24 protein-coding genes are annotated in these 24,671 nt (G+C 63.9%); 12 read left to right on the top strand and 12 right to left on the bottom strand.

All coding sequences use genetic code 11. The annotated features are described in order from the left end of the window. Window positions 1-338: 338 nt before the first annotated feature. The 4 genes from ASG86_RS16745 to ASG86_RS16730 all read left to right on the top strand — a co-directional run bounded on the left by ASG86_RS16745 (window position 339) and on the right by ASG86_RS16730 (window position 2,291). Window positions 339-695, top strand: a complete 357-nt coding sequence (locus tag ASG86_RS16745; RefSeq protein WP_235565213.1) for a hypothetical protein — start codon at window positions 339-341, stop codon at window positions 693-695. A 74-nt stretch (window positions 696-769) separates the two neighbouring features. Then, entirely contained in the window at window positions 770-1,045 is a 276-nt protein-coding gene (locus ASG86_RS16740; RefSeq protein WP_056336924.1) for a hypothetical protein, read from the top strand. A gap of 448 nt (window positions 1,046-1,493) precedes the next feature. Beyond that, entirely contained in the window at window positions 1,494-1,895 is a 402-nt protein-coding gene (locus tag ASG86_RS16735; protein WP_056336819.1) for a DUF3054 domain-containing protein, read from the top strand. Between the two features lie 114 nt (window positions 1,896-2,009). Continuing rightward, window positions 2,010-2,291 carry an Lrp/AsnC family transcriptional regulator gene (locus tag ASG86_RS16730; RefSeq protein WP_043456257.1) on the top strand — a complete coding sequence of 94 codons (282 nt, stop codon included), beginning with the start codon at window positions 2,010-2,012 and terminating at the stop codon, window positions 2,289-2,291. 13 nt (window positions 2,292-2,304) lie between these two features. Here ASG86_RS16730 and trpD read toward each other — a convergent pair whose 3' ends face one another. After that, window positions 2,305-3,360, bottom strand: coding sequence for an anthranilate phosphoribosyltransferase (gene trpD / locus ASG86_RS16725; RefSeq protein WP_056336815.1), 1,056 nt, complete (start codon window positions 3,358-3,360; stop codon window positions 2,305-2,307). 148 nt (window positions 3,361-3,508) lie between these two features. Between trpD and ctaE the strand changes: the two genes are divergently transcribed. From ctaE to qcrB, 4 genes are all read left to right on the top strand, one after another. After that, window positions 3,509-4,147 carry an aa3-type cytochrome oxidase subunit III gene (ctaE, locus tag ASG86_RS16720; protein ID WP_200831397.1) on the top strand — a complete coding sequence of 213 codons (639 nt, stop codon included), beginning with the start codon at window positions 3,509-3,511 and terminating at the stop codon, window positions 4,145-4,147. Window positions 4,148-4,233: 86 nt separating this feature from the next. Further along, window positions 4,234-5,022: a cytochrome bc1 complex diheme cytochrome c subunit gene (gene qcrC / locus ASG86_RS16715; protein ID WP_056336813.1), complete on the top strand. Its 789-nt coding sequence runs from the start codon at window positions 4,234-4,236 to the stop codon at window positions 5,020-5,022. Between the two features lie 99 nt (window positions 5,023-5,121). Next, window positions 5,122-6,192, top strand: a complete 1,071-nt coding sequence (qcrA, locus tag ASG86_RS16710) for a cytochrome bc1 complex Rieske iron-sulfur subunit (protein WP_056336810.1) — start codon at window positions 5,122-5,124, stop codon at window positions 6,190-6,192. Next, window positions 6,170-7,840 carry a cytochrome bc1 complex cytochrome b subunit gene (gene qcrB, locus ASG86_RS16705; protein ID WP_056336807.1) on the top strand — a complete coding sequence of 557 codons (1,671 nt, stop codon included), beginning with the start codon at window positions 6,170-6,172 and terminating at the stop codon, window positions 7,838-7,840. The genes qcrA and qcrB overlap by 23 nt, the downstream gene beginning before the upstream one ends. A 142-nt stretch (window positions 7,841-7,982) precedes the next feature. Here qcrB and ASG86_RS16700 read toward each other — a convergent pair whose 3' ends face one another. Continuing rightward, entirely contained in the window at window positions 7,983-8,753 is a 771-nt protein-coding gene (locus ASG86_RS16700) for a GntR family transcriptional regulator (RefSeq protein ID WP_056336804.1), read from the bottom strand. 159 nt (window positions 8,754-8,912) lie between these two features. Here ASG86_RS16700 and ASG86_RS16695 point away from each other — a divergent pair, with 159 nt between their 5' ends. Further along, window positions 8,913-9,206, top strand: a complete 294-nt coding sequence (locus tag ASG86_RS16695; protein WP_056336800.1) for an HPr family phosphocarrier protein — start codon at window positions 8,913-8,915, stop codon at window positions 9,204-9,206. A 76-nt stretch (window positions 9,207-9,282) separates the two neighbouring features. Here ASG86_RS16695 and ASG86_RS16690 read toward each other — a convergent pair whose 3' ends face one another. The 5 genes from ASG86_RS16690 to ASG86_RS16670 form a co-directional block, all read right to left on the bottom strand. Next, a complete protein-coding gene (locus ASG86_RS16690) occupies window positions 9,283-9,684 on the bottom strand; it encodes a cytochrome c oxidase subunit 4 (protein WP_056336795.1) in 402 nt (133 codons plus the stop codon). Beyond that, window positions 9,681-11,408, bottom strand: coding sequence for an aa3-type cytochrome oxidase subunit I (ctaD, locus tag ASG86_RS16685; protein ID WP_056336792.1), 1,728 nt, complete (start codon window positions 11,406-11,408; stop codon window positions 9,681-9,683). The genes ASG86_RS16690 and ctaD overlap by 4 nt, the downstream gene beginning before the upstream one ends. Before the next feature lie 10 nt (window positions 11,409-11,418). Beyond that, window positions 11,419-12,291, bottom strand: coding sequence for an aa3-type cytochrome oxidase subunit II (gene ctaC / locus ASG86_RS16680; protein ID WP_056336789.1), 873 nt, complete (start codon window positions 12,289-12,291; stop codon window positions 11,419-11,421). Between the two features lie 185 nt (window positions 12,292-12,476). Further along, window positions 12,477-12,866, bottom strand: coding sequence for a HesB/IscA family protein (locus ASG86_RS16675; protein WP_056336786.1), 390 nt, complete (start codon window positions 12,864-12,866; stop codon window positions 12,477-12,479). 184 nt (window positions 12,867-13,050) lie between these two features. Beyond that, complete coding sequence (locus tag ASG86_RS16670) at window positions 13,051-14,505, bottom strand: dipeptidase (protein ID WP_056336783.1); 1,455 nt, start codon at window positions 14,503-14,505, stop codon at window positions 13,051-13,053. Between the two features lie 92 nt (window positions 14,506-14,597). Between ASG86_RS16670 and ASG86_RS16665 the strand changes: the two genes are divergently transcribed. Continuing rightward, the gene (locus ASG86_RS16665; protein ID WP_056336780.1) at window positions 14,598-15,200 is read left to right on the top strand and encodes a DUF3043 domain-containing protein; all 603 of its coding nucleotides are present in this window, start codon (window positions 14,598-14,600) and stop codon (window positions 15,198-15,200) included. A 71-nt stretch (window positions 15,201-15,271) separates the two neighbouring features. Here the strand turns inward: ASG86_RS16665 and ASG86_RS16660 are convergent, their stop codons facing one another. Beyond that, window positions 15,272-16,342: a quinone-dependent dihydroorotate dehydrogenase gene (locus ASG86_RS16660; protein WP_056336777.1), complete on the bottom strand. Its 1,071-nt coding sequence runs from the start codon at window positions 16,340-16,342 to the stop codon at window positions 15,272-15,274. A 94-nt stretch (window positions 16,343-16,436) separates the two neighbouring features. Here ASG86_RS16660 and ASG86_RS16655 point away from each other — a divergent pair, with 94 nt between their 5' ends. After that, window positions 16,437-17,396 carry an alpha/beta hydrolase gene (locus ASG86_RS16655; RefSeq protein ID WP_056336774.1) on the top strand — a complete coding sequence of 320 codons (960 nt, stop codon included), beginning with the start codon at window positions 16,437-16,439 and terminating at the stop codon, window positions 17,394-17,396. Here ASG86_RS16655 and ASG86_RS16650 read toward each other — a convergent pair. The 3 genes from ASG86_RS16650 to leuA form a co-directional block, all read right to left on the bottom strand. After that, window positions 17,387-18,247 carry an isoprenyl transferase gene (locus ASG86_RS16650; RefSeq protein WP_056336771.1) on the bottom strand — a complete coding sequence of 287 codons (861 nt, stop codon included), beginning with the start codon at window positions 18,245-18,247 and terminating at the stop codon, window positions 17,387-17,389. The two genes, ASG86_RS16655 and ASG86_RS16650, sit on opposite strands and share 10 nt — an antisense overlap. A gap of 2 nt (window positions 18,248-18,249) precedes the next feature. Continuing rightward, on the bottom strand, window positions 18,250-19,002 hold the full coding sequence (gene recO, locus ASG86_RS16645) for a DNA repair protein RecO (protein ID WP_056336768.1): 753 nt from the start codon (window positions 19,000-19,002) through the stop codon (window positions 18,250-18,252). Between the two features lie 85 nt (window positions 19,003-19,087). After that, the gene (gene leuA / locus ASG86_RS16640; RefSeq protein WP_056336766.1) at window positions 19,088-20,827 is read right to left on the bottom strand and encodes a 2-isopropylmalate synthase; all 1,740 of its coding nucleotides are present in this window, start codon (window positions 20,825-20,827) and stop codon (window positions 19,088-19,090) included. 253 nt (window positions 20,828-21,080) lie between these two features. Here leuA and ASG86_RS16635 point away from each other — a divergent pair, with 253 nt between their 5' ends. Then, window positions 21,081-23,033, top strand: a complete 1,953-nt coding sequence (locus ASG86_RS16635; RefSeq protein WP_056336762.1) for a M13 family metallopeptidase — start codon at window positions 21,081-21,083, stop codon at window positions 23,031-23,033. An 87-nt stretch (window positions 23,034-23,120) separates the two neighbouring features. Here the strand turns inward: ASG86_RS16635 and ASG86_RS16630 are convergent, their stop codons facing one another. Next, the gene (locus ASG86_RS16630) at window positions 23,121-24,587 is read right to left on the bottom strand and encodes an LCP family protein (RefSeq protein WP_235565216.1); all 1,467 of its coding nucleotides are present in this window, start codon (window positions 24,585-24,587) and stop codon (window positions 23,121-23,123) included. Window positions 24,588-24,671: the final 84 nt, after the last annotated feature.

Genomic DNA, 24,671 nt, shown 5'->3' with positions numbered 1-24,671 from the left:
AAACGTTGTTCTATCGGGCCGTCCCCGCCTGGATCTAACTCATGCGCCCACTCGTCGCTGCAGTCTAGGAATACGTCCACTCTGAATCCGCAGGGATGCCAGTAGAATCGTGATTATTGCATCTGATGCACGATCGCTCCTCCCTCCGCTCATTGCCACCGGCATGGCCTCGCTTGAAGCAGAAAAATGCCTGTGACCTGCGCAAACACTGTGAGAATGGTCGACTGGGGCCGACTCTTGAGTCCACCATGCAGTCCTCAAGAGTTGGACTGCATCAGGCCGGAAAGGGCCCTTTGATCCGCCCGCATCTGTCACTCGCGGAAGGAGATCCAGCGCCCGTGCCCGAACCGTTCGCCTCACTGCTCACAGAACACCTGGCCGCACGCCCCAACATGCGGACCGGCAGCAGCTCCGGCAGCGAATGGCTGTTCCCCGGATACCGACCCGGGCAACACATCCACCCCAACACGCTCATGGAACGTCTCCGGGAAATCGGCATCGACCTCTTGGGCGCACGCAATGCATCTCTCCGCGCCCTCGTGAAGGAAGTGCCAGCCCCGCTCGTGGCCGAAATGCTCGGCTACAGCTACCAAGTCACCCAGAAACACTCCGCAGCGGCTGCCGAACCCTGGTCCCGCTACCCAAGAATCCAGGCGACGCGGATAATGACTGACACCATCGGGATGGGTCGATAAGCGCTCCTTGGAGACCTTCGAATCGGGAACGGGGCCGGGCCTCTCCGAAGGCAGCCCGACTAATGGAGGCAAAGGTGGCAACAAAGGAAGAACTGCAGCGGAGGCTTCAACGCATCCTCCGCTGGTTCCTTCCAGTAACGATCATCATGCTGATCTCCACCGTCCTAAGTCTCGTTGGTGTCGATTCGGAGCCGTGGTTCTGGACTCGGAGCATTCTCTTCGGCATCGCCGCCGTCGTATTCTGCGTCCAAGTCACCAGATTCTCGCTATGGCAGCGGGACGAATACTGGCGCGTAAAAGGACGGGATCCTAAGCATCCGGAGCGCTTTCCGTCGACCGACGCTGAATAGTTCCGAATCGAATATGCACCGTTACCAGTAGTACATATCAGCGCCCCTGCTTTGGCTATTCAGCCCAGCTTCCGGCTAGTGGCGCCGCTGCATTGACGCCCCGACCACGGCACCGATGCCAAGTCCCAGCGCGAGGCCCCAAAACGGCGTATGGAACAGTGCGAGCCCCAAGCTGATCCCCAAGGCAGCACCAAGCAGGCTGCAAATCCACAAGGCCTTGTTCACTGCGCCTCCTATATGGCTGGGCTGACCCCAGCTTCCTGCTGAGACCCTACTGCCTATGTAACCGCCACGGGGAAGTCCTGTGAAACAGCTCCTGCCCATTCCATCGTTCACCTCATCAAAGCATCGCAGCACGGACTCCTTAGGACCAGGACGACCACTCCCCCACACCTTGTACCTATTGAGCCGCGCCAGGCCAAGTCCCCGGGCGGCTAAGCTCGAAACCATGAGTTCCTTGAAAACGAAGGCGGCGGCAACGGCTTCCGGAAAGACGGTGCTGGCAGCCGCAGTGGCCGATGCTGTGCTGATTCTCGCCTTCGCCGCAATAGGCCGCGACGCGCATCACCGCGAGGAGCCCATCCTGGGTGTGCTGCTGACTGCCTGGCCCTTCCTTGCAGGGGCAGCAGCGGGGTGGGCCGCTTCCCGGGCCTGGCGCTGGCCCTTGTCGGTCCTCCATGCCGGAGTTCCCGTATGGCTTGGCAGCCTGATCGTCGGCATGCTCCTCCGGGCACTTACCGCGCAGACGGTAGTCCTTCCCTTCGTCATCGTGGCCACACTGGCCCTGGCCGTTTTCCTCGTGGGCTACCGGCTCCTGCTGGCCGTCGCCGTCCGGCTCCGCAGCCGGTAACGGAGGGCCAACGGGCAGGCGGCTGCCGGGAAAGGGACCCCTGTGTAATAGGCTGGCAGGAGAGACAAACCTGCCGTGCCATGCTGCGGCGGAACTGATTGAAGGGGTACAAACGTGGTTACCGCATTTGTTCTGATCAAGACTGACGCCGCCCGCATACCCGAGACCGCGGAGGAAATCTCCGCCATCGAAGGCATCAGCGAGGTCTACTCCGTCACCGGAGAGTGGGATTTGATTGCGGTTGCGCGGGTACACCGGCACGAGGACCTGGCGGACGTCATCGCAGACCGGCTCTCCAAAGTTCCCGCCGTCGTCCACACAACCACCCACATCGCATTCCGCGCATACTCACAGCACGACCTGGACGCAGCCTTTTCCCTGGGTTTCGAGCAGTAACTCGCGCCCGGCCTCAGGCGCGGGACAGGGAGACCCAACGGTCCAGGACGGCGGCGGCGGCACCGGAGTCGATTGATTGGGCCGCCCGCGCGAAGGCCCTTTGCATCCGCGCCAGGAACGGGCCCTCTGCTTCAAGATCGAAGGCAACCAGACCGGCCGCTGCATTAACCAGGACTGCGTCGCGGGCCGGGCCCTCCTTGCCGGCCAGCACGTCACGGACCACGCCTGCGTTCGCCGCTGCATCACCACCGCGAAGCTGTTCGACCGTAGCCAGGCTGATGCCAAGGTCCTGCGGGGAGAACAGCAACTCATTAACGGCACCGTCACGGATCTCCCAAACGGTGGAAGGACCCGTAGTAGTCAGTTCATCCAGGCCGTCATTGCCACGGAAGACCAGTCCCCTGCTCCCCCGCCGCGCCAGGACTCCTGCGACCAGCGGTGCCATCCGCGCATTGGCGACGCCCACGGCAGACGCCTGCACGTTGGCAGGGTTGGTGAGCGGACCCAGGAAATTGAATGCCGTGGGGATGGCCAGTTCGCGGCGGGGCACAGCGGTGTGGCGGAATGACGGGTGGAACACCTGAGCAAAGCAGAACGTGATGCCCGCCTGTTCGGCGTTCCGGGCCACCTGGCCTATGGACAAGTCAAGACGGACGCCCAGCGATTCGAGCACGTCCGCGGACCCGGACGACGACGACGCGGCCCGGTTGCCGTGCTTCACCACCTTCGCGCCGGCGCCGGCAGCGACAAGGGCGGCCATGGTGGAGATATTGACGGTGTTAAGTTGATCACCTCCGGTGCCGACGATGTCCAGTTTCTCCCCGGAAATTTCCACCGGATTGGCATGGGCAAGCATTGCCTCGACCAGGCCGGAAAGCTCATCCACGGTTTCACCCTTGGCGCTGAGGGCCACCAGGAATCCGGCGATCTGGGCGGGCGTGGCTTCGCCGGACATGATGGTATCCATGGCCCAGGACGTGTTCTCCGCCGTGAGGTCATTGCCTCTAATCAGTGCCGAAATCAGCCGGGGCCAGGTGTTGCCGGACGCTGCAGTTGCCTGTGAAGTCACCTGCTGATGCTATCGACCGATGGCAGGGGCTGACCAATGTGAACGGCTGCCGGAACTTTTCCGGGCAATTTCGCGTCTTTGTAGAAAAAGTCCTCCGAAAAGGCGGTTTGCGTTGGGCAGCACGGACTTTTACAGACATAATGTCTATGTGACATCTGCGACCCATGCCCCCAGTACCCCGGCGCACCCCACGCTGAACCGCCCCAACATGGTTTCTGTCGGAACCGTTGTGTGGCTGTCCAGCGAGTTGATGTTCTTCGCCGGTCTTTTCGCCATGTACTTCACGCTCCGCTCCACGAGTGGTGAGATGTGGGCCGAAGAGACAGCCAAGCTCAACTTCCCCTTTGCGCTCGTCAACACGATCGTCCTTGTGGCCAGTTCCTTTACTTGCCAGATGGGCGTCTTCGCTGCAGAACGCCTGCAGCCCCGGCGTACCGGGGGTGCCCTTTCGTTCGCCCGTTGGGGAATGAACGAATGGTTCACCCTGACGTTCATCATGGGTGCGTTCTTCGTTGCCGGCCAGACCACCGAATACGCGATGCTGGTTTCCGAGCATGTCTCGCTCTCCTCCAACGCCTACGGCTCTGCCTTCTACATGACCACCGGCTTCCACGGCCTCCACGTCATCGGCGGCCTGATCGCCTTCCTGCTCATCATGGGCCGGTCCTTTGCGGCGAAGAAGTTCGGACACTTTGAAGCAACGTCCGCGATCGTCACCTCTTACTACTGGCACTTCGTTGACGTCGTGTGGATCGGCCTCTTCCTGGTCATCTACGTACTCAAGTAGCCAGCTTTGATTCTTTTTCTACAAGAGGCAGAATTTCAGGTAGCGGCTCCCGGAGCCGGCGCAGGATCGAATAAAGGAACCACCACGTGAAGGCACTCTCACAAAAGCGGCGTCACCCACTTGCAGCCATAGCGCTGCTTCTGATGGGGCTCCTCCTCACTGGTGGGCTGTACGCCGTGGCAACCACCGTCAACGAGGCCAAAGCTTCCACCACCACGTTCAGCGCTAATGACGCGGAAGAGGGCGGCAAGCTCTTCGCGGCCAACTGCGCCACCTGCCACGGCATGGGTGCCAGTGGGTCCAAGGACGGCCCCTCGTTGGTTGGTGTCGGTGCCGCTGCTGTCGACTTCCAGGTGGGCACCGGCCGCATGCCGATGCAGATGAACGGCCCCCAGGCCCTGAAGAAGCCGGTCCAGTTTAACGATGAACAGACCCATCAGCTTGCAGCCTACGTCGCTTCCCTTGGAGCGGGCCCGGCGATTCCTGAAGAGGACCTGACAAACGGTGGCGGCGACGCTGCTGCCGGTGGCGAGCTGTTCCGGACCAACTGCGCCATGTGCCACAACGCCGCCGCTGCCGGTGGCGCACTGACCCGGGGCAAGTTCGCACCGGCCCTGGCTGACGTATCCGGCAAGCACATCTACGAGGCCATGGCCACGGGCCCGCAGAACATGCCCGTGTTCAACGACGCCAACATCACCCCCGAGGGCAAGAAGGACATCATCACCTTCCTGAAGCAGATCGAAACCACCGGTTCTCCTGGCGGTGCCGACCTCGGCTCCCTCGGCCCCGTTGCTGAAGGCCTGTTCGTATGGGTTGCCGGCCTGGGCGTCATCATCGCCTTCACCATCTGGCTGACCTCCAGGACGTCCTGACTTCCCGCGGGAAACACACAACTTCTGCTGCCCAGTCAGCAGCTTGAAATTAGAAACTAACCCGGCAAACGCCGGGACGAGAGAAGGATGAGGCGAATTATGGGCAACCATAGTGACGGCAGTCCGAACCACTCGGGCACCGTAGCTACGGCTGGTCAGAATGAGGTGGAGAAGTTCCAGGATCCTGGAATTCCCCCGCATCGTTTGCGCCTGGCTGACACGGACCCGAAGGCCGCAAAGCGGGCAGAACGGCAGGTCGCCTTACTATTTGGCATTTCTGTTGTTGGAACCCTGATCTTCCTGGTGGCGTACTTCGCCATTGATCTGGGTGATGACTCCAGCATCGCCACCATCCGGCTCCAGAACGCCCTGCTCGGCGTAGGCACTGCCTTCGCCATGCTGGGTATCGGTACCGGCATCGTGCACTGGGCCAAGGCCCTGATGCCCGACCACGAAGTCTCCGAAGAACGCCACGCGATCCGCTACGAAGAGGACCGCCAGGCCGCTGTCCGCATCGTCGATGACATCGTGGAAGAGACCGGCATCAAGCGCCGGCCGCTGATCCGCAACACCCTGCTCGGTGCTGTGGCGCTTGCCCCGCTTCCCGCCGTCGCCATCTTTGGTGACCTCGGACCCCGTCCGGACGACAAGCTCGCACACACCATGTGGGCGCCCCAGGACGGAAAGCGCAAGCGCCTGACCCGTGACCCTGACGGAACCCCCATCAAGGCCTCGGACGTCACCATCGGTTCTGCCTTCCACGTCATCCCGGAAGGCCTGAACGAACTCGAGGAAGGCAAGCTCAACGAAAAGGCAAAGTCCGTTGTGCTGCTCATGCGCCTTGATCCCGCCTCGCTGAACCCGTCCGCGGGCCGCGAAGAGTGGGGCTACAACGGCATCGTTGCCTACTCGAAGATCTGCACCCACGTTGGTTGCCCCGTTGCTTTGTACGAGCAGCAGACGCACCACCTGCTGTGCCCGTGCCACCAGTCCACCTTTGACCTCACTCAAGAGTGCAAGGTGATCTTCGGCCCCGCCAGCCGTCCTCTCCCCCAGCTGCCCATCGCAGTTGACGACGAGGGCTACCTGGTCGCTACCAGCGACTTCCATGAACCCGTAGGACCAAGTTACTGGGAGCGTGATTCGCATGAGCGCAGCATCAACAGCTGAGCCGGCTTTCGTCGCCAAAACCAAGACAGGACGGATCACCGACTTCGTCGACGCACGCGTCGGCGGCTCCGGGATCCTCCGCGAGTTCGGCCGAAAGGTCTTCCCGGACCACTGGTCGTTCATGTTCGGTGAAGTGGCGCTGTACTCCTTCGTCATCCTGCTTCTGTCGGGAACCTTCCTGACCTTCTTCTTCGATCCTTCAATGGCGGAGACCCACTACGATGGCGGCTACGTCCCCTTGAAGGGCGTGGAGATGTCGGTGGCGTACAGCTCATCGCTGAACATCTCCTTCGACATCCGCGGCGGACTTTTCATGCGCCAGGTGCACCACTGGGCAGCACTGCTGTTCGTGGCATCGATCGCTGTCCACATGCTGAGGGTGTTCTTCACCGGTGCATTCCGGCGTCCGCGTGAGATGAACTGGGTTGTGGGCGGTGTCCTGCTCATCCTGGCCATGGCTGCCGGCTTCACAGGCTACTCGCTCCCCGACGACCTGCTGTCCGGTAACGGCCTGCGCATCATCGACGGCGTCATCAAGTCCATCCCGGTTATCGGAACCTACATCTCGTTCTTCCTGTTCGGTGGCGAGTTCCCCGGTACGGCCATCATCAGCCGCCTCTACATGCTGCACATCCTGCTGGTGCCGGCGCTGATCCTGCTGATGATCGTGGTGCACCTGTTCATGGTTGTCGTCCACAAGCACACCCAGTACCCCGGCCCCGGCCGCAACGACAACAATGTGGTCGGTTACCCCCTCGGTCCTGTTTACGCAGCCAAGGCCGGCGGATTCTTCTTCATCGTGTTCGGTGTGATCGCTTTGATGGCGGCATTCTTCACCATCAACCCGATCTGGAACTACGGCCCGTACGACCCCTCCCCCGTGTCCGCAGGCACCCAGCCTGACTGGTACATCGGCTTTGTTGACGGCGCGCTGCGTCTGATGCCGGGTACTTTCGGCGACTGGCACGTTGAGCAGGTGTTCTTCGGACACGTCTTCACGTTCAACGTCCTGCTGCCGGCCCTGGTACCGGCCGGAATCCTGTTCACCGTCATGTTCATGTACCCGTGGATCGAGCGCTGGGTCACCAAGGACGACCGTGAACACCACGTCCTGGACCGTCCCCGGAACGCCCCCACCCGTACCGCCATCGGCATGGCAGGCTTCGTCTGGTACTGCGTCATGTGGGCCGCTGCCGGTTCCGACCTCATCGCAACACACTTTGGTGTGTCGCTGAATGACGTCACCTACTGGCTGCGCGCACTGTTCTTCATCGGCCCGGTCATCGCGTTCGTCGTGACCAAGCGCGTCGCCCTTGCGCTGCAGCGCAAGGACCGTGAAATTGCCCTTCACGGCCGTGAGACGGGCCGCATCGTGCGGCTCCCGCATGGCGAGTTCATCGAGGTGCACGCTCCACTTGACGAGTACAAGCGCTACAAGCTGGTTGGCTTTGAGTCGCCCCAGGTCCTCCCGGCCGTACCCAACGAGCACGGTGTCGTCACCCGCAAGGAAAAGCGCCGCGCGTTCCTCTCCCGCTGGTTCTTTGAGGACCGCGTAGCTCCCGCTACGCCTGCTGAGCTTGAGGCAGCACATGGCCACGGCCACGAGGCTGTTGAAGCGGCAGAAGGCAGCAGGAGCCTGACGCACTAGGCTCCAGTTCGAGCAATGGGAAAGGCCCGATCCATATGGATCGGGCCTTTTCTGTTTCTGCGCCATTGCTCAGCCCAACTCCCCGAAAAAGGGACCTGTGCGCCTGGTGGCCGGTGGAGGAGCGGCCCGTGGACGGATCAGGTTAGTGGTTGCGCGCCCGCCTGGCTCCCGGCCGCTGCAGCGGCACCCAGAGCTTATACCGGTCTGCCCTGTAGTAGGACACCGAGTAGTCGACCATTGCCCTGGCTACAAACGCGTGCCGCTGGATCTTCAGCAAAGGCGCCCCCACCTCAACGTTGAGCAGGCGGGCCGTGGAGGGTGAGGCCGCAGTCGCCTCGATCATGTCCTCGCCCCACTCCATAACCAGCCCGTACTGCTCGCTGAGGACGTTGTACAGCGACGTGGGCGGTTCGCCGTCGAGCAGGCCCGGAACGCGATGCGCCGGGATGAAGTTCTCGTCCACGCTCATGGGCTCCCCGTCGGCGAGGAGCAGCCGGCGGAAGCGGACCAGCGGTGTGCCCTCATCCAGCTGCAGCTCGCGGGCCAGGAAGGCGCTGGCGCCAATTTGTTCGAAACTGAGCACCTTCGCGGCCGGAACCATGCCGCGCCGCTGCATCTCCTCGCTGTAGGACGTGAGCTTGACCTGCAGGTCAAGCTTTGGACGGCGGACGAATGTCCCCAGGCCCACCACCCGTTCGATGACCTCCTCCCCCACCAAGGCATCAATTGCCTGCCGTACGGTCATTCGAGCCAGCCCAAAACGCTCCGCCAGGTCCCGTTCCGATGGCAGGGCTGAGCCCGGCGGACATGACTGTGCGATGTAGGAACGAAGGATTTCTCGAAGCTGGACGTAAATGGCCGTTCCGCTGGTGCGGTCTATTTCCCCCGTGATTGCGGCGGCGCCAGCTGCCATGATCGTTCTCCTGCCGTTGAGTGTCCCCTCAATTTTAGTTCGGTCTAGACCAGTTGCCTCACCGCCGCAGCCTTTCGCGAAGCAGCCGGGCCTCCAGCTATATTTGGTCTGGAAATTCGTACTTTGACGGAGGGGGCCGTCTTTTGAAAAGGAGTCCCTTTGCCAACAATGAAGGCCGTGGTGGCAGCGCCGGTGGGCCTGCATGCACGATCTGCCGCGGTATTCGTCCGGGCCGTCACCGACACGGGCCTTGCGGTCACCATCAGCAAGGCCGGCGCCGGCAGGGTGGATGCACGTTCGCTGCTTCAGGTGATGGCAGCTGACTTCCCACAGGGATGTGAAGTGGAGCTTTCCATCAAGGAGGTGGAGCTGGAAGGCGCCCTGGGGCGGGAGAAGGCTGAGGAGGCCCTCCGGCAGCTTCGCGAACTCTTGGAGTCGCAGGGGGCCGCCTAGAAGGCCTGGGACGGCATATAACGACGTCGGGCCCCACCAGATTGGTGGGGCCCGACGTCGTTATTCTCTTGCTTACCTAGTGTGCGTGGTCGCCGCGGCTGTACTCGTAGACCCAGCCAACGAGGGCCACGATGGCGAGGCCGCCGGCGATGAAGATGATCCAGGCACCTACTGCCAGGCCCAGGAAGCCGGTGGCGCAGGCGATGCCCAGGACCAGCGGCCACCAGCTCCAGGGGCTGAAGTGCCCCTGCTCGCCGGCACCTTCGTGGATTTCAGCGTCGCTGCGGTCCTCGGGACGGAGGCCCACCCGCTTGCCGGTGAAACCGAGGTAAGCCCCGATCATGCCGGCGAGGCCACCGACGAGCAGGATGCCGAGGATGCCGACCCACTCACCCCAGTTGGTCAGGAAACCGTAGACCACAGCGATAGGGACGAAGAAGAAGACTCCAGAGCCAAAGATCCAGGATTCGATTTTCACTGTGCGGTGTCCTTCTGGTCGGCGTTGCCGAGAACCGATGCTGCGGGTGCCGGCGACTCAACGGTGTGGACCTGGCGCAGTTCCGGGTGGTGCAGGTCCAGGGCGGGACGCTCCGAACGGATCCGGGGCAGGGACGTGAAGTTGTGGCGCGGCGGCGGGCAGGACGTGGCCCACTCCAGCGAAGCACCAAAGCCCCACGGATCATCAACCTGGACCTTCTCAGCATTGCGCCAGGTGATGTAGACGTTCCAGAAGAACGGGATCAGGGACGCACCAAGGACGAACGACGCCACGGTGGAGAACTGGTTCATCCAGGTGAAGTTGTCCTCCACCAGGTAGTCGGCGTAGCGGCGGGGCATGCCCTCGACGCCGAGCCAGTGCTGGATCAGGAAGGTGCCGTGGAAACCGAGGAACAGGAGCCAGAAGTGGATCTTGCCCAGTCGTTCGTTAAGCATCTTGCCGGTCCACTTGGGCCACCAGAAGTAGAACCCGGCGAACATGGCGAACACCACGGTGCCGAACACCACGTAGTGGAAGTGGGCCACCACGAAGTAGGAGTCCGAGACGTGGAAGTCCAGCGGCGGGGAGGCCAGGATGATGCCGGTCAGGCCGCCGAAGAGGAAGGTGATCATGAAGCCGATGCTCCACAGCATGGGCGTCTCGAACGTCAGCGAGCCCCGCCACATGGTGCCGATCCAGTTGAAGAACTTCACGCCGGTGGGCACCGCGATGAGCATGGTCATGAACGAGAAGAACGGCAGCAGGACGGCGCCCGTGACGTACATGTGGTGCGCCCACACCGTCACCGAGAGGGCTGCAATGGCGATGGTGGCGTAGACCAGGCCCTTGTAGCCGAAGATCGGCTTGCGGCTGAAGACCGGGAAGATCTCGGACACGATGCCGAAGAACGGCAGCGCGATGATGTACACCTCGGGGTGGCCGAAGAACCAGAACAGGTGCTGCCAGAGGACGGCGCCGCCGTTCTCCGGATCGAAGATGTGGGCACCGAACTTGCGGTCCGCACCCAGCGCGAACAGGGCAGCGGCCAGCGGCGGGAACGCCATCAGCACCAGGATGGCGGTGATCAGGGTGTTCCAGGTGAAGATGGGCATCCGCCACATGGTCATGCCCGGGGCGCGCATGCAGATGATCGTGGTGATGAAGTTGACCGCACCGAGGATGGTGCCGAAGCCGGACAGCGCCAGGCCGAAGACCCACAGGTCACCACCGATGCCGGGGGTGAAGGTGGTGTTGGACAGCGGCGCGTAGGCGAACCAGCCGAACGAGGCAGCGCCCTGCGGGGTGATGAACCCGGACACCGCGATGGTGGAGCCGAACAGGAAGAACCAGAAAGCCAGCGCGTTGAGGCGGGGGAACGCCACGTCAGGGGCGCCGATCTGCAGCGGCATGATGACGTTGGCGAACCCGGCGAACAGCGGCGTGGCGAACATCAGCAGCATGACGGTGCCGTGCATGGTGAACAGCTGGTTGTACTGTTCCTTGGTCTGCAGGATCTGCATGCCGGGTTCGAACAGCTCGGCGCGGATCAGCAGCGCCATGACGCCGCCTAGGCAGAAGAACACGAAGGACGCGATCAGGTACATGTACCCGATGGTCTTGTGGTCGGTGGAGGTGATCCAGTTGACGACGATGCGCCCCTTGGATTTTGGTACCACGGGAGCCGTCAGGACCCCCGTGGGTGCGGATTGGGTGTACGTAGCCACGTCGCTCCCCTTACTTGGTTTCGTTCAGGTTCGGGTTGCGGTCGTACTCCACACCGAGCAGGCCGGTGTTGCCTTCAGCCTTGAGCTGGTCCATGTGGGCCTGGAATTCGGATTCCGACACCACCTTGACGCGGAACAGCATTTCGGAGTGGTACTCGCCGCAGAGTTCGGCACACTTGCCGTCGTAGGTGCCCTCTTTAGTGGGGGTGAACCGGATGTAGTTGGTCTTGCCGGGGATCATGTCGCGCTTCTGAAGGAAGGCGGGAACCCAGAAGGAGTGGATGACATCGCGGGCGTTGAGTTCAAGGTCAACGGACTTGTTAACCGGCAGGTACAGGGTGGGGAGCTGTTCCTTGTCAATGGTGTTGCCGGTGAGATGGGCCTGGACCCCGGCCTCGTGGACGTCTTCCTGGATCACGTCGCCGGACTTGTAGTTGAAGTCCCAGGCCCACTGCTTGCCGCGGACGTCAACAACGACGTCGGCCGGCTGGGAGCGGTCATCGATCGCCTGCTGGTCGCGGTCAGTGAAGTAGAAGAACACCAGGACCATGAAGATCGGGATGGTGAGGTAGAAGACTTCCAGCGGAAGGTTGAAGCTGGTCTGGCGGGGGAAGCCAACCGTTCCCTTGCGGCGGCGGTAGGCGATCAGGCACCAGATGATCAGACCCCACGTAATGGTGCCCACCACGAGCGCAGCAATCCATGAGTTGACCCAGAGGTCCATGATGCGGTCGGTGTTGCTGGTGGTGCCACGTTCAGTGGGCATCCACCCTTTCTCTACCTCTGGCGAACATCCGGTCAAAGCCAACGCGCCGGCAATTGCCAAGCTTGAGATCGTGGTGATCGTTTTGCGTCGGCTGCCGGTTCGGTTCTGCGAACTCACAGACGGCCCTTCCTACTTGTTGCTGTTGTCCGGGCAGCCATCGGCGCTCCGGGCACAAAAAAGTTTTACTACTCGGTGTAGAGCTTACCGCTCCGCCGGGCGTTTCGCCCACATGTCGGCGCCGAGCCCCCGTGCCGTTTTGGACGGCAGGAAGCCCGGCGCGGACATCAGGCGAAATAACCGGCTTAGTGGAATGAATCGCCGCAGGCGCAGGACCCGCCGGCGTTCGGATTGTCGATGGTGAAGCCCTGCTTCGAGATGGTGTCTTCGAAGTCGATGCTGGCGCCGCTCAGGTACGGCACGCTCATCTTGTCGACGACAACCTCGACACCGTCGTAGTCGCGGACAGCGTCACCATCAAGGAGCCGTTCGTCGAAGTAGAGCTGGTAAATCAGCCCCGAGCATCCGCCGGGCTGCACGGCCACGCGCAGGCGCAGGTCGGTGCGGCCTTCCTGCTCCAGGAGGCTGCGGACCTTCCCTGCAGCGACGTCGGTCAGGTTGACCTCGTGAACGGGCAGTTCGTCGCTGGCCACGCTGGTGGCGGCGGTGCTGTTTTCGTTGGTTGCGGTGCTCATTGGCCTACCTTCTTAGGACGGTCTGGCGGCGTCGCCGTAACGGCGCCTGCCCCTACAAATACGGTATGGGCTATAGCTACATGCTACGCGCGGCAGTCCTGTAGCTCTAACTCCTGGCGTAACCGTCAAAGCACGCCGATTCTTCCCTGGCATTCCGCTGCCTGGACTTCGCGCTGCGGAAGCCCTACCCGCATGCCGTAAGGCCTTCACTGTTCAGCCGCGTGAGCATGAGGGCCTCGGCCAGGATGGCGTTGCGGAAGTCACCAATGTGCAGGGATTCGTTGGCGCTGTGCGCCCGCGAATCGGGGTCCTCGACGCCGGTAACCAGGATCTGCGCGCCTGGGTACACGTCCGTCAGGTCGGCAATGAAGGGGATGGAACCGCCGATCCCCGTTTCAACGGCGGGAACTCCCCACGCCTCGCCCAGGGCCCACATGGCAACCGTTGCCGCTGCGGAGGAGGTGTCGGTCCGGAACGGGTTCCCCGCTTCCCCCGGGGTGAAGACGACCTTTGCGCCGAACGGGGCGTTGGCCTCCACGTGCCGGCGGACCGCCTCCATGGCCCCGGCGGGGACCTGCCCCGGGGCCAGCCGCAGGCTAAACTTTGCCCGCGCCCGCGGGATGAGGGTGTTGGAGGCGACGTCCACGGCCGGTGCGTCGAAGCCGATGATCGACAAGGCCGGCTTGGTCCACAGCCGCGATGCGATGCTTCCCGTTCCTGCCAGCCGGACGCCGTCGAGCACGGATGCATCCGCACGGTAGTCCGCCTCCGGCATGTCGACCGTCACTGTGTCGCTGGCCACCAGGCCCTCGATGGCCACATTGCCATCGGCGTCGTGGAGGGTGGCAATCAGGCGGGACAAGAGGGTGGGTGCATCCAGGACCGGGCCCCCGTACATCCCGGAATGCACCGCATGGTCAAGGACCTGCACCTCAATCGTTCCGTCCACCAGGCCCCTCAGGCTTGTGGTCAGGGCAGGAACGCCGACTTTCCAGTTGCTGGAATCGGCCACCACAATAACGTCCGCCCGCAACAGCTCGCGGTTAGCGTCCAGGAATGTCCGGAACGTGGGCGACCCTGCTTCTTCCTCCCCTTCGATGAAGAAGGTGATTCCCAGTCCCAAGGAGCCGCCAAGGACCTCCGAAAGAGCGGTGTAGGCAGCAATGTGGGACATGATGCCGGCTTTGTCGTCAGCGGCGCCGCGCCCGTAGAGGCGGCCGTCTTTCTCGACGGCGGCAAAAGGCTCTGTTTCCCACAGCGCCTCGTCACCCACAGGCTGGACGTCATGGTGCGCATACAGGAGGACGGTGGCTTGACCTTCAGCGGCAGGACGGCGGGCGACGACGGCCGGCCCACCGGGCGTGCCGTCCGGCTTGTTGACGGACAGAACCTGCACTTCTTCGATCCCGGCGCCCCGGAGGAGCTCCGCGACTGTTTCGGCGCTGCGCTCCAGGGGCGTGCGGTCGAAACTGGGCCATGCGATGCCCGGGATGGCGACGAGCTCCTTGAGCCGTGCCAGTGTCTGGTCGAAGGAACGGTCAACCGCCGAACGGAGATCTTCCGTCCTGCCGGTAACCTCAGGGCCCGGTCCTGTTGTGCCGGTGGTGCTGTGCGGAGTGGCCGCGGGTGATGAAGTCATGGCCAAAACATTACCCCCGTCACATTCCGCTGCCCGCCCGGGCACATGCGGTAGCACGCAGCGCTCCGGCTGCTGCAAGGTATTCTGTTCAGGTGTTCGGACGTAGAAAAGAAGCGCCCACGGCGCAGGAAACAATAGACCAGCAGGCAGCGGAAGCAGCAGCGAGGCAGAACAGTGCGGTGGGCAAGGGTGCGCCTACCCCCACCCGGAGGGCCCAGGAAGCTGCCCGTAAGCGCCCGCTGGTGCCTGAGGACCGTAAGGCGTCCAAAGCTGCCGAGCGCCAGGCCGTCCAGGAACAGCGGCTGAAAATGCGCCGCGCCCTGGACACCGGCGACGAGAAATTCCTGCCGCTGCGCGACAAGGGCCCGCAGAAGCGGTTTGCCCGCGACTTTGTGGACGCCCGTTTCAACCTTGGCGAGTACCTGATGTTCGGCGCCCTGGTCTTCGTGCTGGTTTCCCTGGTGGTCCCGGCCTCCAGTGACATGATGATCTACGTCCTGGGAGCTTTCTGGGTCATGTTCCTGGCAGTCTTCGTCGACGTCTTTATCCTCTCCCGCAAGCTCCGCAAGCGTCTGGCGGAGAAGTTCGGCGAGGTGGAGCGGGGCACGGTCTGGTACGGCTCCATGCGCTCCCTGCAGTTCCGGAAACTGCGGCTGCCCAAGCCCCAGGTCCAGCGCGGACAGTACCCTGCCTGAACCCGGCACCGACTTTAAGCAGGCAAGCCCCGGCGGTATACCGCCGGGGCTTGCCTGCTTAACAGCCGTTTTCAGGGGCGACGGTTCTTTGCCAACTGCTTGTTGATCCGCGCGGCCCAGAACGGTCCTTCATAGAGGAACGCGGTATACCCCTGCACCAGGGTGGCACCGGCGTCGAGCCTTGCCTGCACGTCCCGGGCCGACTCCACGCCGCCAACCGAGACCAGGGTCAGGCCGCCGCCGGTGGCGCTCCTGAGCCTCTTCAGCACCTCAAGGGAACGCTCCTTCAGCGGAGCGCCGGAGAGGCCGCCGGCCCCGCATTTCGCCACCTCTTCGGCCGTCGAGGACAGCCCCGAACGGGCAATGGTGGTGTTGGTGGCGATGATGCCGTCCAGTTTCAGGTCCAGGGCAAGGCGCGCGACGTCGTCGATATCCTCATCGCTGAGGTCCGGGGCGATCTTGACCAGCAGGGGCACGTGCCGGCCCGCGGCCCGGTTGGCTTCCTGTCCAACGGCGGTCAGCAGCGGCCGGAGCGTCTCAACGTCCTGGAGCAGCCGGAGGCCCGGCGTATTGGGTGAGCTGACGTTGACCACCAAGTAATCGGCTGCAGGTGCCAGGCTGCGGGCGCTCACCAGGTAGTCGTCCACGGCATCGGCCAGCTCCACCACCTTGGTTTTGCCGATATTGACTCCGATGACGGGCCGGACTGCAGGGTACCGGCGCTGTAGCGCGGCGCGCGCTGCCTTCAGCCGCGGCGCAACGGCGGAGGCGCCGTCGTTGTTGAATCCCATCCTGTTGATGACGGCGCGGTCCTGGACCAGTCGGAACAACCGCGGCTTCTCGTTTCCGGGCTGGGCCTGGCCGGTGATGGTGCCCACTTCAATGTGCCCGAACCCAAGCTCGGTGAGGGCCTCGATGCCGTGCCCTTCCTTGTCGAATCCGGCAGCAAGCCCGAACGGTGAGGGAAAAGTGACGCCGAAGGCGGTGGTCTGGAGCGACGGCGCAGGCGACGTCATTTTCCGCAGGACCCTCCCCGCGCCGGAAGCATGCGCGAGCCTGATCCCCCTGAATCCGATCTTGTGGGCGCGCTCGGCGTCCATCCATGAAAAGGCCAGCCTGAAGAAAGTGGGATAAACGCGCATGCCTCCAGTTTCCCGTCTCATGGCGCGCCATACCAAAACGAAGAAGCCCCGCACCGGACCGGCGCGGGCCTCCGTGCCGGTTTAGCATGAGGGCATGCAGTGGCAGCAGGACATCCTGGGCGGCGACTTCGAATCGCACTCCTTCGCGGCGGCGGGACCTGACGGGGTTGAACGGACGGCTACCCTGGTACGGCTCCGGCCATCCGCGGGCAGGGACGCTTCCGGTGGCGGCCGGCGGGCCGTTCTCTTCCTGCACGGTTGGAGCGATTACTTCTTCAACGTTGACCTGGCGCTGTTCTGGGCTTCGGCAGGCTACGACTTCTATGCGCTGGACATGCACAACCATGGACGAAGCCTCCGGCCGGAGTCTCCCGGCGGATATGTGGCCGACCTGGCCGCCTACGATGGTGAAATCGAAGAAGCATTCCGCATTATCCGGGAGGCCGGCGCGCGCGGGCCACTGGTCCTGATGGGCCATTCCACAGGCGGGCTGGTGGCGGCGCTGTGGACCACCCGCCATCCGGAGGCGGTTTCGCTGCTGGTCCTCAACAGTCCGTGGCTGGAAATGCACGGCAGTTCACTGGTGCGGCGGGCCGCGTCCAGCATGGTGCGCCCAGTGGCCCGTTTCCGCCCCCAGGCGGTCCTCCGGCTGCCGGAACGCGGCCACTATTGGCGGACCATCAGCAGTGCGGCCGACGGCGAGTGGCCGCTTGATGAGCGCTACCGCCCCCGCATGGCCTTTCCGGTGCGCGCCGGATGGCTGCGGGCGGTCCTCGCCGGGCAGGCGAAGGTGGCGCGCGGCCTGGAGATTGAGGCGCCGGTTCTGGTCCTGCTCTCCAAGGGCAGTGCCAACGGGCTCCTCTGGTCAGAGGAAATGCGGCGCACCGACGCGGTGCTCGACGTCAATACCATCAGTGCCCGGGCACTCACCCTGGGCCGCACCGTGACCGTGGAACGGATCGACGGGGCCCTGCACGACGTCTTCCTCTCGCCCCAACCCATCCGGGCCGATGCCTACCGGCGGCTGGGCCGCTGGTTGCGGGCCTATGGATGAGGCTGACCCGCCTGGTCGTTTGTCGCAGGGGCCGGAGCAGCAGCGGCATCCACGGCGCCACCGTACCGGCGGTCCCGCCTGGCATATTCCTCGACGGCAGCCCAGAGGGTCCGCCGGTCCACATCCGGCCAGAGCGTGTCCATGAAAACGAACTCCGCATAGGCCGACTGCCAGAGCAGGAAGTTGGACAGCCGCTGCTCCCCTGAGCTGCGGAGGAAAAGGTCCACATCAGGCAGGTCGGGCTCGTCAAGATACTTCTGTATTGTCCGTTCGGTAATGGCGCCGGGCTTCAACCTGCCGGCGGCCACGTCGGCCGCAATCGCGGACACCGCGTCCGTGATCTCGGCCCGGCCGCCGTAATTAACACACATGGTCAAATTACAGGTGGTGTTGGCCGCCGTGAACTCTTCGGCCTCCTCCAGTTCCCGAATGACCGAACCCCACAACCGTGGCCGGCGCCCGGCCCAGCGCACCCGCACTCCCCAGTCGTCCAGCTGGTTCCGTTGCCTTCGCAGCACATCCTTGTTAAATCCCATCAGGAAGCGGACTTCCTCAGGCGACCTGCGCCAATTCTCGGTGGAGAACGCGTATACGCTGACGTACTCGATACCCAGTTCAATGGCGCCGGCCATGACGTCGAGCAGGGCCGGCTCCCCCGCCTTGTGCCCCTCGATCCTCGGCAGGCCACGCTGGTTGGCCCACCGGCCATTGCCGTCCATGACGATGGCCACGTGCCGCGGAATGAATTCAGCGGGAATGGAGGGTGCCACCGCACCGGACGGGTGTGGGTACGGCGCCAGCACGGGATGCGTGCGCTGTCGCCGTGCATTGTTCTTTTTTCCCAAGGCCACTGTCAGCTACGCTCCACATGTTTGAGGGATTTCAGTACTCGTTCCAAATGCCATTGCAGGTACGCGGCCACCAGGCCCGCTGCCTCCTTGCGGGGCTGGGGCAAGGAAGCGTCCGCCGTCGACCAGTCCCCGGTCAGCAGCGCTGCCAGCAGCGTAACGGTCTCCGGGGCGGGGGCGGGCGACCCGGGCGGGCGGCACTGCGCACAGACCATGCCGCCCAGGGGCGCGGAGAACGCACTGTGCGGACCCGGCATGCCGCAGCGGGAGCAGTCAGTGAAACTGGGCGCCCACCCGCCCGTGGCAAGGGCACGCAGAAGATAGGAATCGAGGATGAGGCCGGCGGCATGTTCGTCACGGCTCAGTGCGGCGAGGGCCCCCACCAGCAGGTTGTACTGTGCAGTGCCGGCCTCGCCGTCGACGTCCGTGAGTTTCTCCGCCGTCTCGGTCATGGCGGCGGCCACCGTGTACCTGCCGTAGTCCGCGGCGATGCTGCCGCCGTAGGCACCCTTTGCGACGGCCTGCGTGACGATGTCCAGCGTCCGGCCGGATACCAACTGGAGGTCGGCCACCATGAAGGGTTCGAGCCGGGCACCGAAACGGCTGCTGGTGCGGCGCACCCCCTTGGCGACGGCGCGGACCTGCCCATGATGCTTTGTCAGCAGGGTGATGATGCGGTCCGCCTCGCCCAGCTTGTGAGTACGCAGCACCACGGCGTCGTCCCGGTACGCCCGGGAAGCAAAAGACTGTTGGACCACGCTCTATCTTCCCATCCTGCCCGGCAGTGCGCTGCCAGGCGGCGGTGGTGCCGCCGGTTGGAACCGGCGGCACCACCGGCAGGTATCAGGCCTGGGCGTCCCGGATGGCGCGGTTGACGGCTGAGATCACGGCCTTGAGGGACGACATGCTGGTGTTGGCGTCGATGCCCACGCCCCACAGCACGCGCTCCCCCACTGCGCATTCAACGTACGCCGCAGCCATGGCATTGCCGCCTTCGGACAGTGCATGCTCGCTGTAGTCCAGGACGCGGACGTCCACGCCATCCTCGTGCAGGATATTCAGCAGGGCCGCGATGGGACCATTGCCGGTGCCTGTACGGCTGACCTGGGCGCCGTCGATGGTGAGCGACGCGTGGAGCGTCATGCCGCCGTCGTCATCCGTTTCAGTCTTGACCCCGCCCAGGGAGTAGCGTCCCCACTGCCCGTCAGCCTTGCCCGAGGGCAGGTATTCGTCCTGGAAGATCTGCCAGAGCTGCGCGCCGCTGACTTCGCCGCCCACGGTGTCGGTGCGGCGCTGGATGACGCCGGAGAATTCGATCTGGGCGCGGCGCGGCAGGTCCAGGCTGTGCTCGTTCTTCAGCAGGTAGGCCACGCCGCCCTTGCCGGACTGCGAGTTGACCCGGATCACGGCCTCGTAGCTGCGGCCCAGGTCCTTGGGGTCGACGGGGAGGTACGGCACCTGCCAGGTGAAGTCGTCCACGGGCTTGCCGGCTGCGGCAGCGTCGCGCTCCAGCGCCTCGAAGCCCTTCTTGATGGCGTCCTGGTGGGAGCCCGAGAAGGCGGTGAACACCAAGTCGCCGCCATACGGCGAACGTTCCGGGACCGGCAGCTGGTTGCAGTATTCAACGGTGCGGCGGACGTCGTCGATGTTGGAGAAGTCGATCATAGGGTCGATGCCCTGGACGAACAGGTTCAGGCCCAGGGTCACCAGGTCCACGTTGCCGGTGCGTTCGCCGTTGCCGAAGAGGCAGCCCTCGATGCGGTCGGCGCCGGCCATGTAGCCCAGCTCGGCGGCGGCGACGCCCGTTCCCCGGTCGTTGTGGGGGTGCAGGGACAGGATGATGCCCTCGCGCGGGTGCAGGTGCCGGCTCATCCACTCGATGGAATCGGCGTAGACGTTGGGGGTGGCCATTTCCACCGTGGCGGGCAGGTTGATGATGACCTGGCGGTCGGCGGAAGCCTCGAATACATCGGCCACCGCATTGCAGACCCGGACGGCGTACTCGAGCTCGGTACCGGTGAAGGACTCCGGGGAGTACTCGTACGTCACGTGCGTATCGGCGAGGGTTTCCTCGTACTTCCTGCACAGCCGGGCACCCTGGAGCGCGATGTCCAGGATTCCGTCCTCGTCCTGGTTGAAGACCACGCGCCGCTGCAGCACGGACGTGGAGTTGTAGAGGTGGACGATGGCCTGCTTGGCACCCACCAGGGACTCGTAGGTCCGTTCGATCAGGTGTTCCCGTGCCTGCGTCAGGACCTGGATGGTGACGTCGTCCGGGATGTGGTTGCCCTCGATGAGCTGGCGGACAAAGTCGAAGTCCGTCTGGGAAGCCGACGGGAACCCGACCTCGATCTCCTTGTAGCCCATGCGGACCAGCAGGTCGAACATCTTCATCTTGCGGGCCGGGCTCATGGGGTCGATCAGGGCCTGGTTGCCGTCCCGCAGGTCAACCGCGCACCAGCGCGGGGCCTTGGTGATGACCTTGTCAGGCCAGGTGCGGTCCGGCAGCTCGACCTTGATCTGGTCCTGGAACGGCGTGTACCGGTGGGCAGGCATTCCTGAGGGCTTTTGTGCGTTTCGCATGATGTTCGTGGCCTTTTCTATCGATCTTCAGTGAAAGGGTGGCCGGGCAACACAAACTCCGCAGCGAGGGTGGGCCGTGCGCTAGATAGCGTCTGTGGCCTCGCCGCGGCAGCTAAGGAGAAGGAGCTCTGCACGCACTCTTTGAGGGTAACACGGGTGCGTAAGATGAAAGGGCACTACCGTCCGTAAAGTCCAGCATGCAGACGCCTCCGGTGTTCAGCCGGACGCAGGCGTCCCAGCAAAAGGAGTTGCAGTGCCCATTTCGGGGATCGATCTGTCCACCATTGATCACACAGTCCGGCCGCAGGATGACCTCTACCAGCATGTCAACGGCGCCTGGCTGAAAGCTACGGAGATTCCCGACGACCGGCCCCTGGAGGGAACCTTTACAGCTCTCCGCGACGGATCCGAGATCGCTGTCCGGGACATCATCGAGGAAGCTGCAGCCAAAAAGGCTGACGCCAGCGGGATCGAACGGAAGATCGGCGGCCTCTACAACAGCTTCATGGACGAAGCCACGGTCGAAGGCAAGGGCATGGAGCCAATCCGCGCGCGGCTCGGCGACGTGTTCGGCACCGGCTCGGTATCGGAGCTCATCGCATTGGCCGGCCGGTTGTTCCGGGCGGATGTAGGCGGTCTCTTCTACATCTACCCCGCCCCCGATGCGGGAAACCCCGACCGGGTCCTGCTGTACACCGGGCAAGGCGGCCTGGGCCTTCCCGATGAGTCCTACTACCGGGAAGACAAGTTTGCCCCCATTGTTTCGGCCTACACGGCGCACGTGGAGAAGATGTTCGAGCTGGCGGGGGTAGCCGATCCCCACGGTGCGGCGGCGCGGGTTATCGGACTGGAGACCAAGCTCGCGTCCCATCACTGGGACAACGTCACCCTCCGGGATCCACAGAAGACCTACAACCTGAAGACGGCGGATGAAGCCGGCGCGCTGTTCCCCCTCCTGGCCACGTGGTTCGAAGCTGCGGGAATCGACGAGGACAAGCGTACGGAAATCGTGGTGAGCACCCCTGACTTCTTCACGGGTGCAGCCCGGCTCCTGGACGAAGTTCCGGTGGCAGCCTGGCAGGAGTGGCTCGCTATGCGCGTTATCAGTGCAGCGGCGCCCTACCTGTCATCAGCGTTCGTGGACGCCAATTTCGCCTTCTACGGCACCACGATCAGCGGCACGCCCCGCAACAAGGACCGGTGGAAGCGCGGTGTTGCCGTCGTCGAAGCCGCACTGGGTGAAGCCGTTGGCCAGATCTACGTGGCACGCCATTTCCCGGAATCCCACAAGGCACGGATGCAGACCCTGGTGGACAACCTTATTGAGGCCTACCGCCGCAGCATCAACGACGTGGGCTGGATGGGCGGGGACACCAAGGCCGAGGCCCTCCGGAAGCTGGAGGCTTTCCGGGCCAAGATCGGCTACCCGGACGAGTGGATCGATTATTCAGCCGTGGAGATCGATCCGCAGGATCTCCTGGGGAACGTGGAACGCGCCCACAATGCCGACGTCGACAGGCACCTGGAGGAGGTGGGCAAACCGGTGGACCGGAACAAGTGGCTGATGACGCCGCAGACGGTGAACGCGTACTACCACCCGATGATGAACGAAATTGTGTTCCCTGCGGCCATTTTGCAGCCGCCGTTCTTTACCGCCGACGCCGACGACGCCGTCAACTACGGCGGCATCGGTGCGGTCATTGGCCACGAGATTGGCCATGGCTTCGATGACCAGGGCTCACAGTTCGACGGCGGCGGAGCCCTCCGCAACTGGTGGACTGACCAGGACCGCCAGGCCTTTGAGGCGTTGACGGCGCGGCTCGTGGCCCAGTTCGACGCGCTCTCCCCCACCGCCGCGCCCGGACACCACGTCAATGGCCGCCTCACGCTTGGCGAAAACATCGGAGACCTGGCAGGCCTGACCATCGCCTACAAGGCCTACCAAATCAGCCTGGACGGCAAGGAACCGGAGGTCCTGGACGGGCTGACCGGTGAGCAGCGCTTCTTTGCTTCCTGGGCGGCAGGCTGGCGGCAGGTCATCCGGCAGGAAGAGGCCATCCGGCGCCTTGCCACCGATCCCCACTCCCCCAACGAGTTCCGCACCAATGCCATCGCCAGGAACCTGGATCCGTTCCACGAAGCGTTCGAGGTTACGGCAGAGGACGGCATGTGGATGCCGCCGGCCGAGCGGGTCAGTATCTGGTAGTTCCACAACCGGGATGGGGCCCCGCCATTGCCGGCGGGGCCCCATTTTTGTTGCCTGCGGTTGCGGCTGCTGCCGTCCTGAACGCCGCTACTGCCGAACGATCAGTTCGGGGTTGGCCTGCTGGCAGACCTTGTCCCCGGCGGTCTGGTTGACGATGTCCTGGGGCAGGGCGGCCGCAGGACTGCCCCCTGCTTCGTAGGCGGTGCCGGAAGGGAAATCACTGCCCACATATACCTGCACGCCCGAGACAGCGGGAGCCGGAATCATCAGGGTGGCAGGAATGCCCAGCAATGTGGCGACATCGGCTGCCACGTCCTCGAAGCCGTTGCCGTAATACACCGCTGTCTTGGCCACGGGCTGCGCAAGGAACTGGCCTGTCTGGGTGAAGCCGCCCGCCACCAACGCCTGCACGAGTTCCTGGGCACGGCCGTTCACGCCGCTTCCGTTGGCAACGGCTACGGGCTGGATGGCCTTGTTGTAGGGCGGCACCGGCGGGGCAGTTTCGGTGGGGGCAGGAGAGGGCGTTGCCGTCTCAGTGGGTGACGGCGTGGCAGGGGCTGTGGGGTCCGTCAGGTCCACGTTCTTCCGCATTGCCGAAAACAACTGTGCGCCCGCAGGCTCGGCGATGACCAGCCGGTTGGGATCGATGGGCGCCGGCGCGGTGGGTACGGCCACAAACGCGACCTTGCCGATATCAATGTCCTTGAGCCGGTTGCCGATCGTCAGCAGCGTGGGGACCGAGGCCAATCCGTCATCCACTGTCAGGTTCTGGGTGACGACATCCGCGATCTTCAGCATCTTGGCGGGGTCGGACAGCGTTCCATCGTCCTTGATCTTGCGGGTCAGCGACGAGAGGAAACCCTGCTGCGCCTTGATGCGGCCCAGGTCGCCGCCGTCGGCAAAGGCATGGCGGGCGCGGAGGAAGGCAAGGGCCATCTCGCCCTGAACGGATGATGTTCCGGCGGGCAGCCGCAGCCGGGAATCAGGATCGTAAACGGCGTCGCTGATGCAGACTTCCACTCCACCCACCGCGTTGGAAAGTTCCTTCACAGCGTTGAAGTCGGCCATCATGAAGTGGTCCACCTGCATGCCGGTGAGCTTGTTGACGGTGTCCACGGCGCAGCCGATCCCGGCCTCGCTCATGGCTTCATTGATCATCACGCCGGTGCGGGCGGGGTAGTCCTTGCCGGTCTTCCTGTCCTTGCAGTCGGGAATGTCCACCAGCAGGTCGCGGGGAAAGCTGATGACGTTGACGCGCTTGTTGTCCTCCGAGATATCCATGAGCATCATGACGTCGGACTTGCCGTAGCCGGTGGAATCGTCGGCGCCGCCGTATTCCGAGTTTTTTCCATCCCGTGTGTCAGAGCCCAGAATCAGGATCTGCAGCCGGCCCTTGGCATCATTTCCGGGGGATTCGGTGCTTTCGCCGCCCGCATTCAGCGGCGCCTTGGAGATGTTGCCCTGGAGCCGGAAGAACCAGAATCCCGCAAAGACGATCCCGGCGACCAGGACCAACGCCACCACACCTGTGAGGGCTTTGAGCCACAGCGGCATCCCACGCAGCGGGCCCAGGTGCCGCGCGGCACCCACATCATGGCTGTCCGCGTGGCGGGATACCGGCCCCGGTTCGGCTGACAA

The sequence above is a fragment of the Arthrobacter sp. Soil764 genome, from assembly GCF_001428075.1.
Taxonomy (GTDB): domain Bacteria; phylum Actinomycetota; class Actinomycetes; order Actinomycetales; family Micrococcaceae; genus Arthrobacter.
Note: the sequence above shows the minus strand (reverse complement) of the source record. Positions and strands in the feature narration are given on the sequence as shown.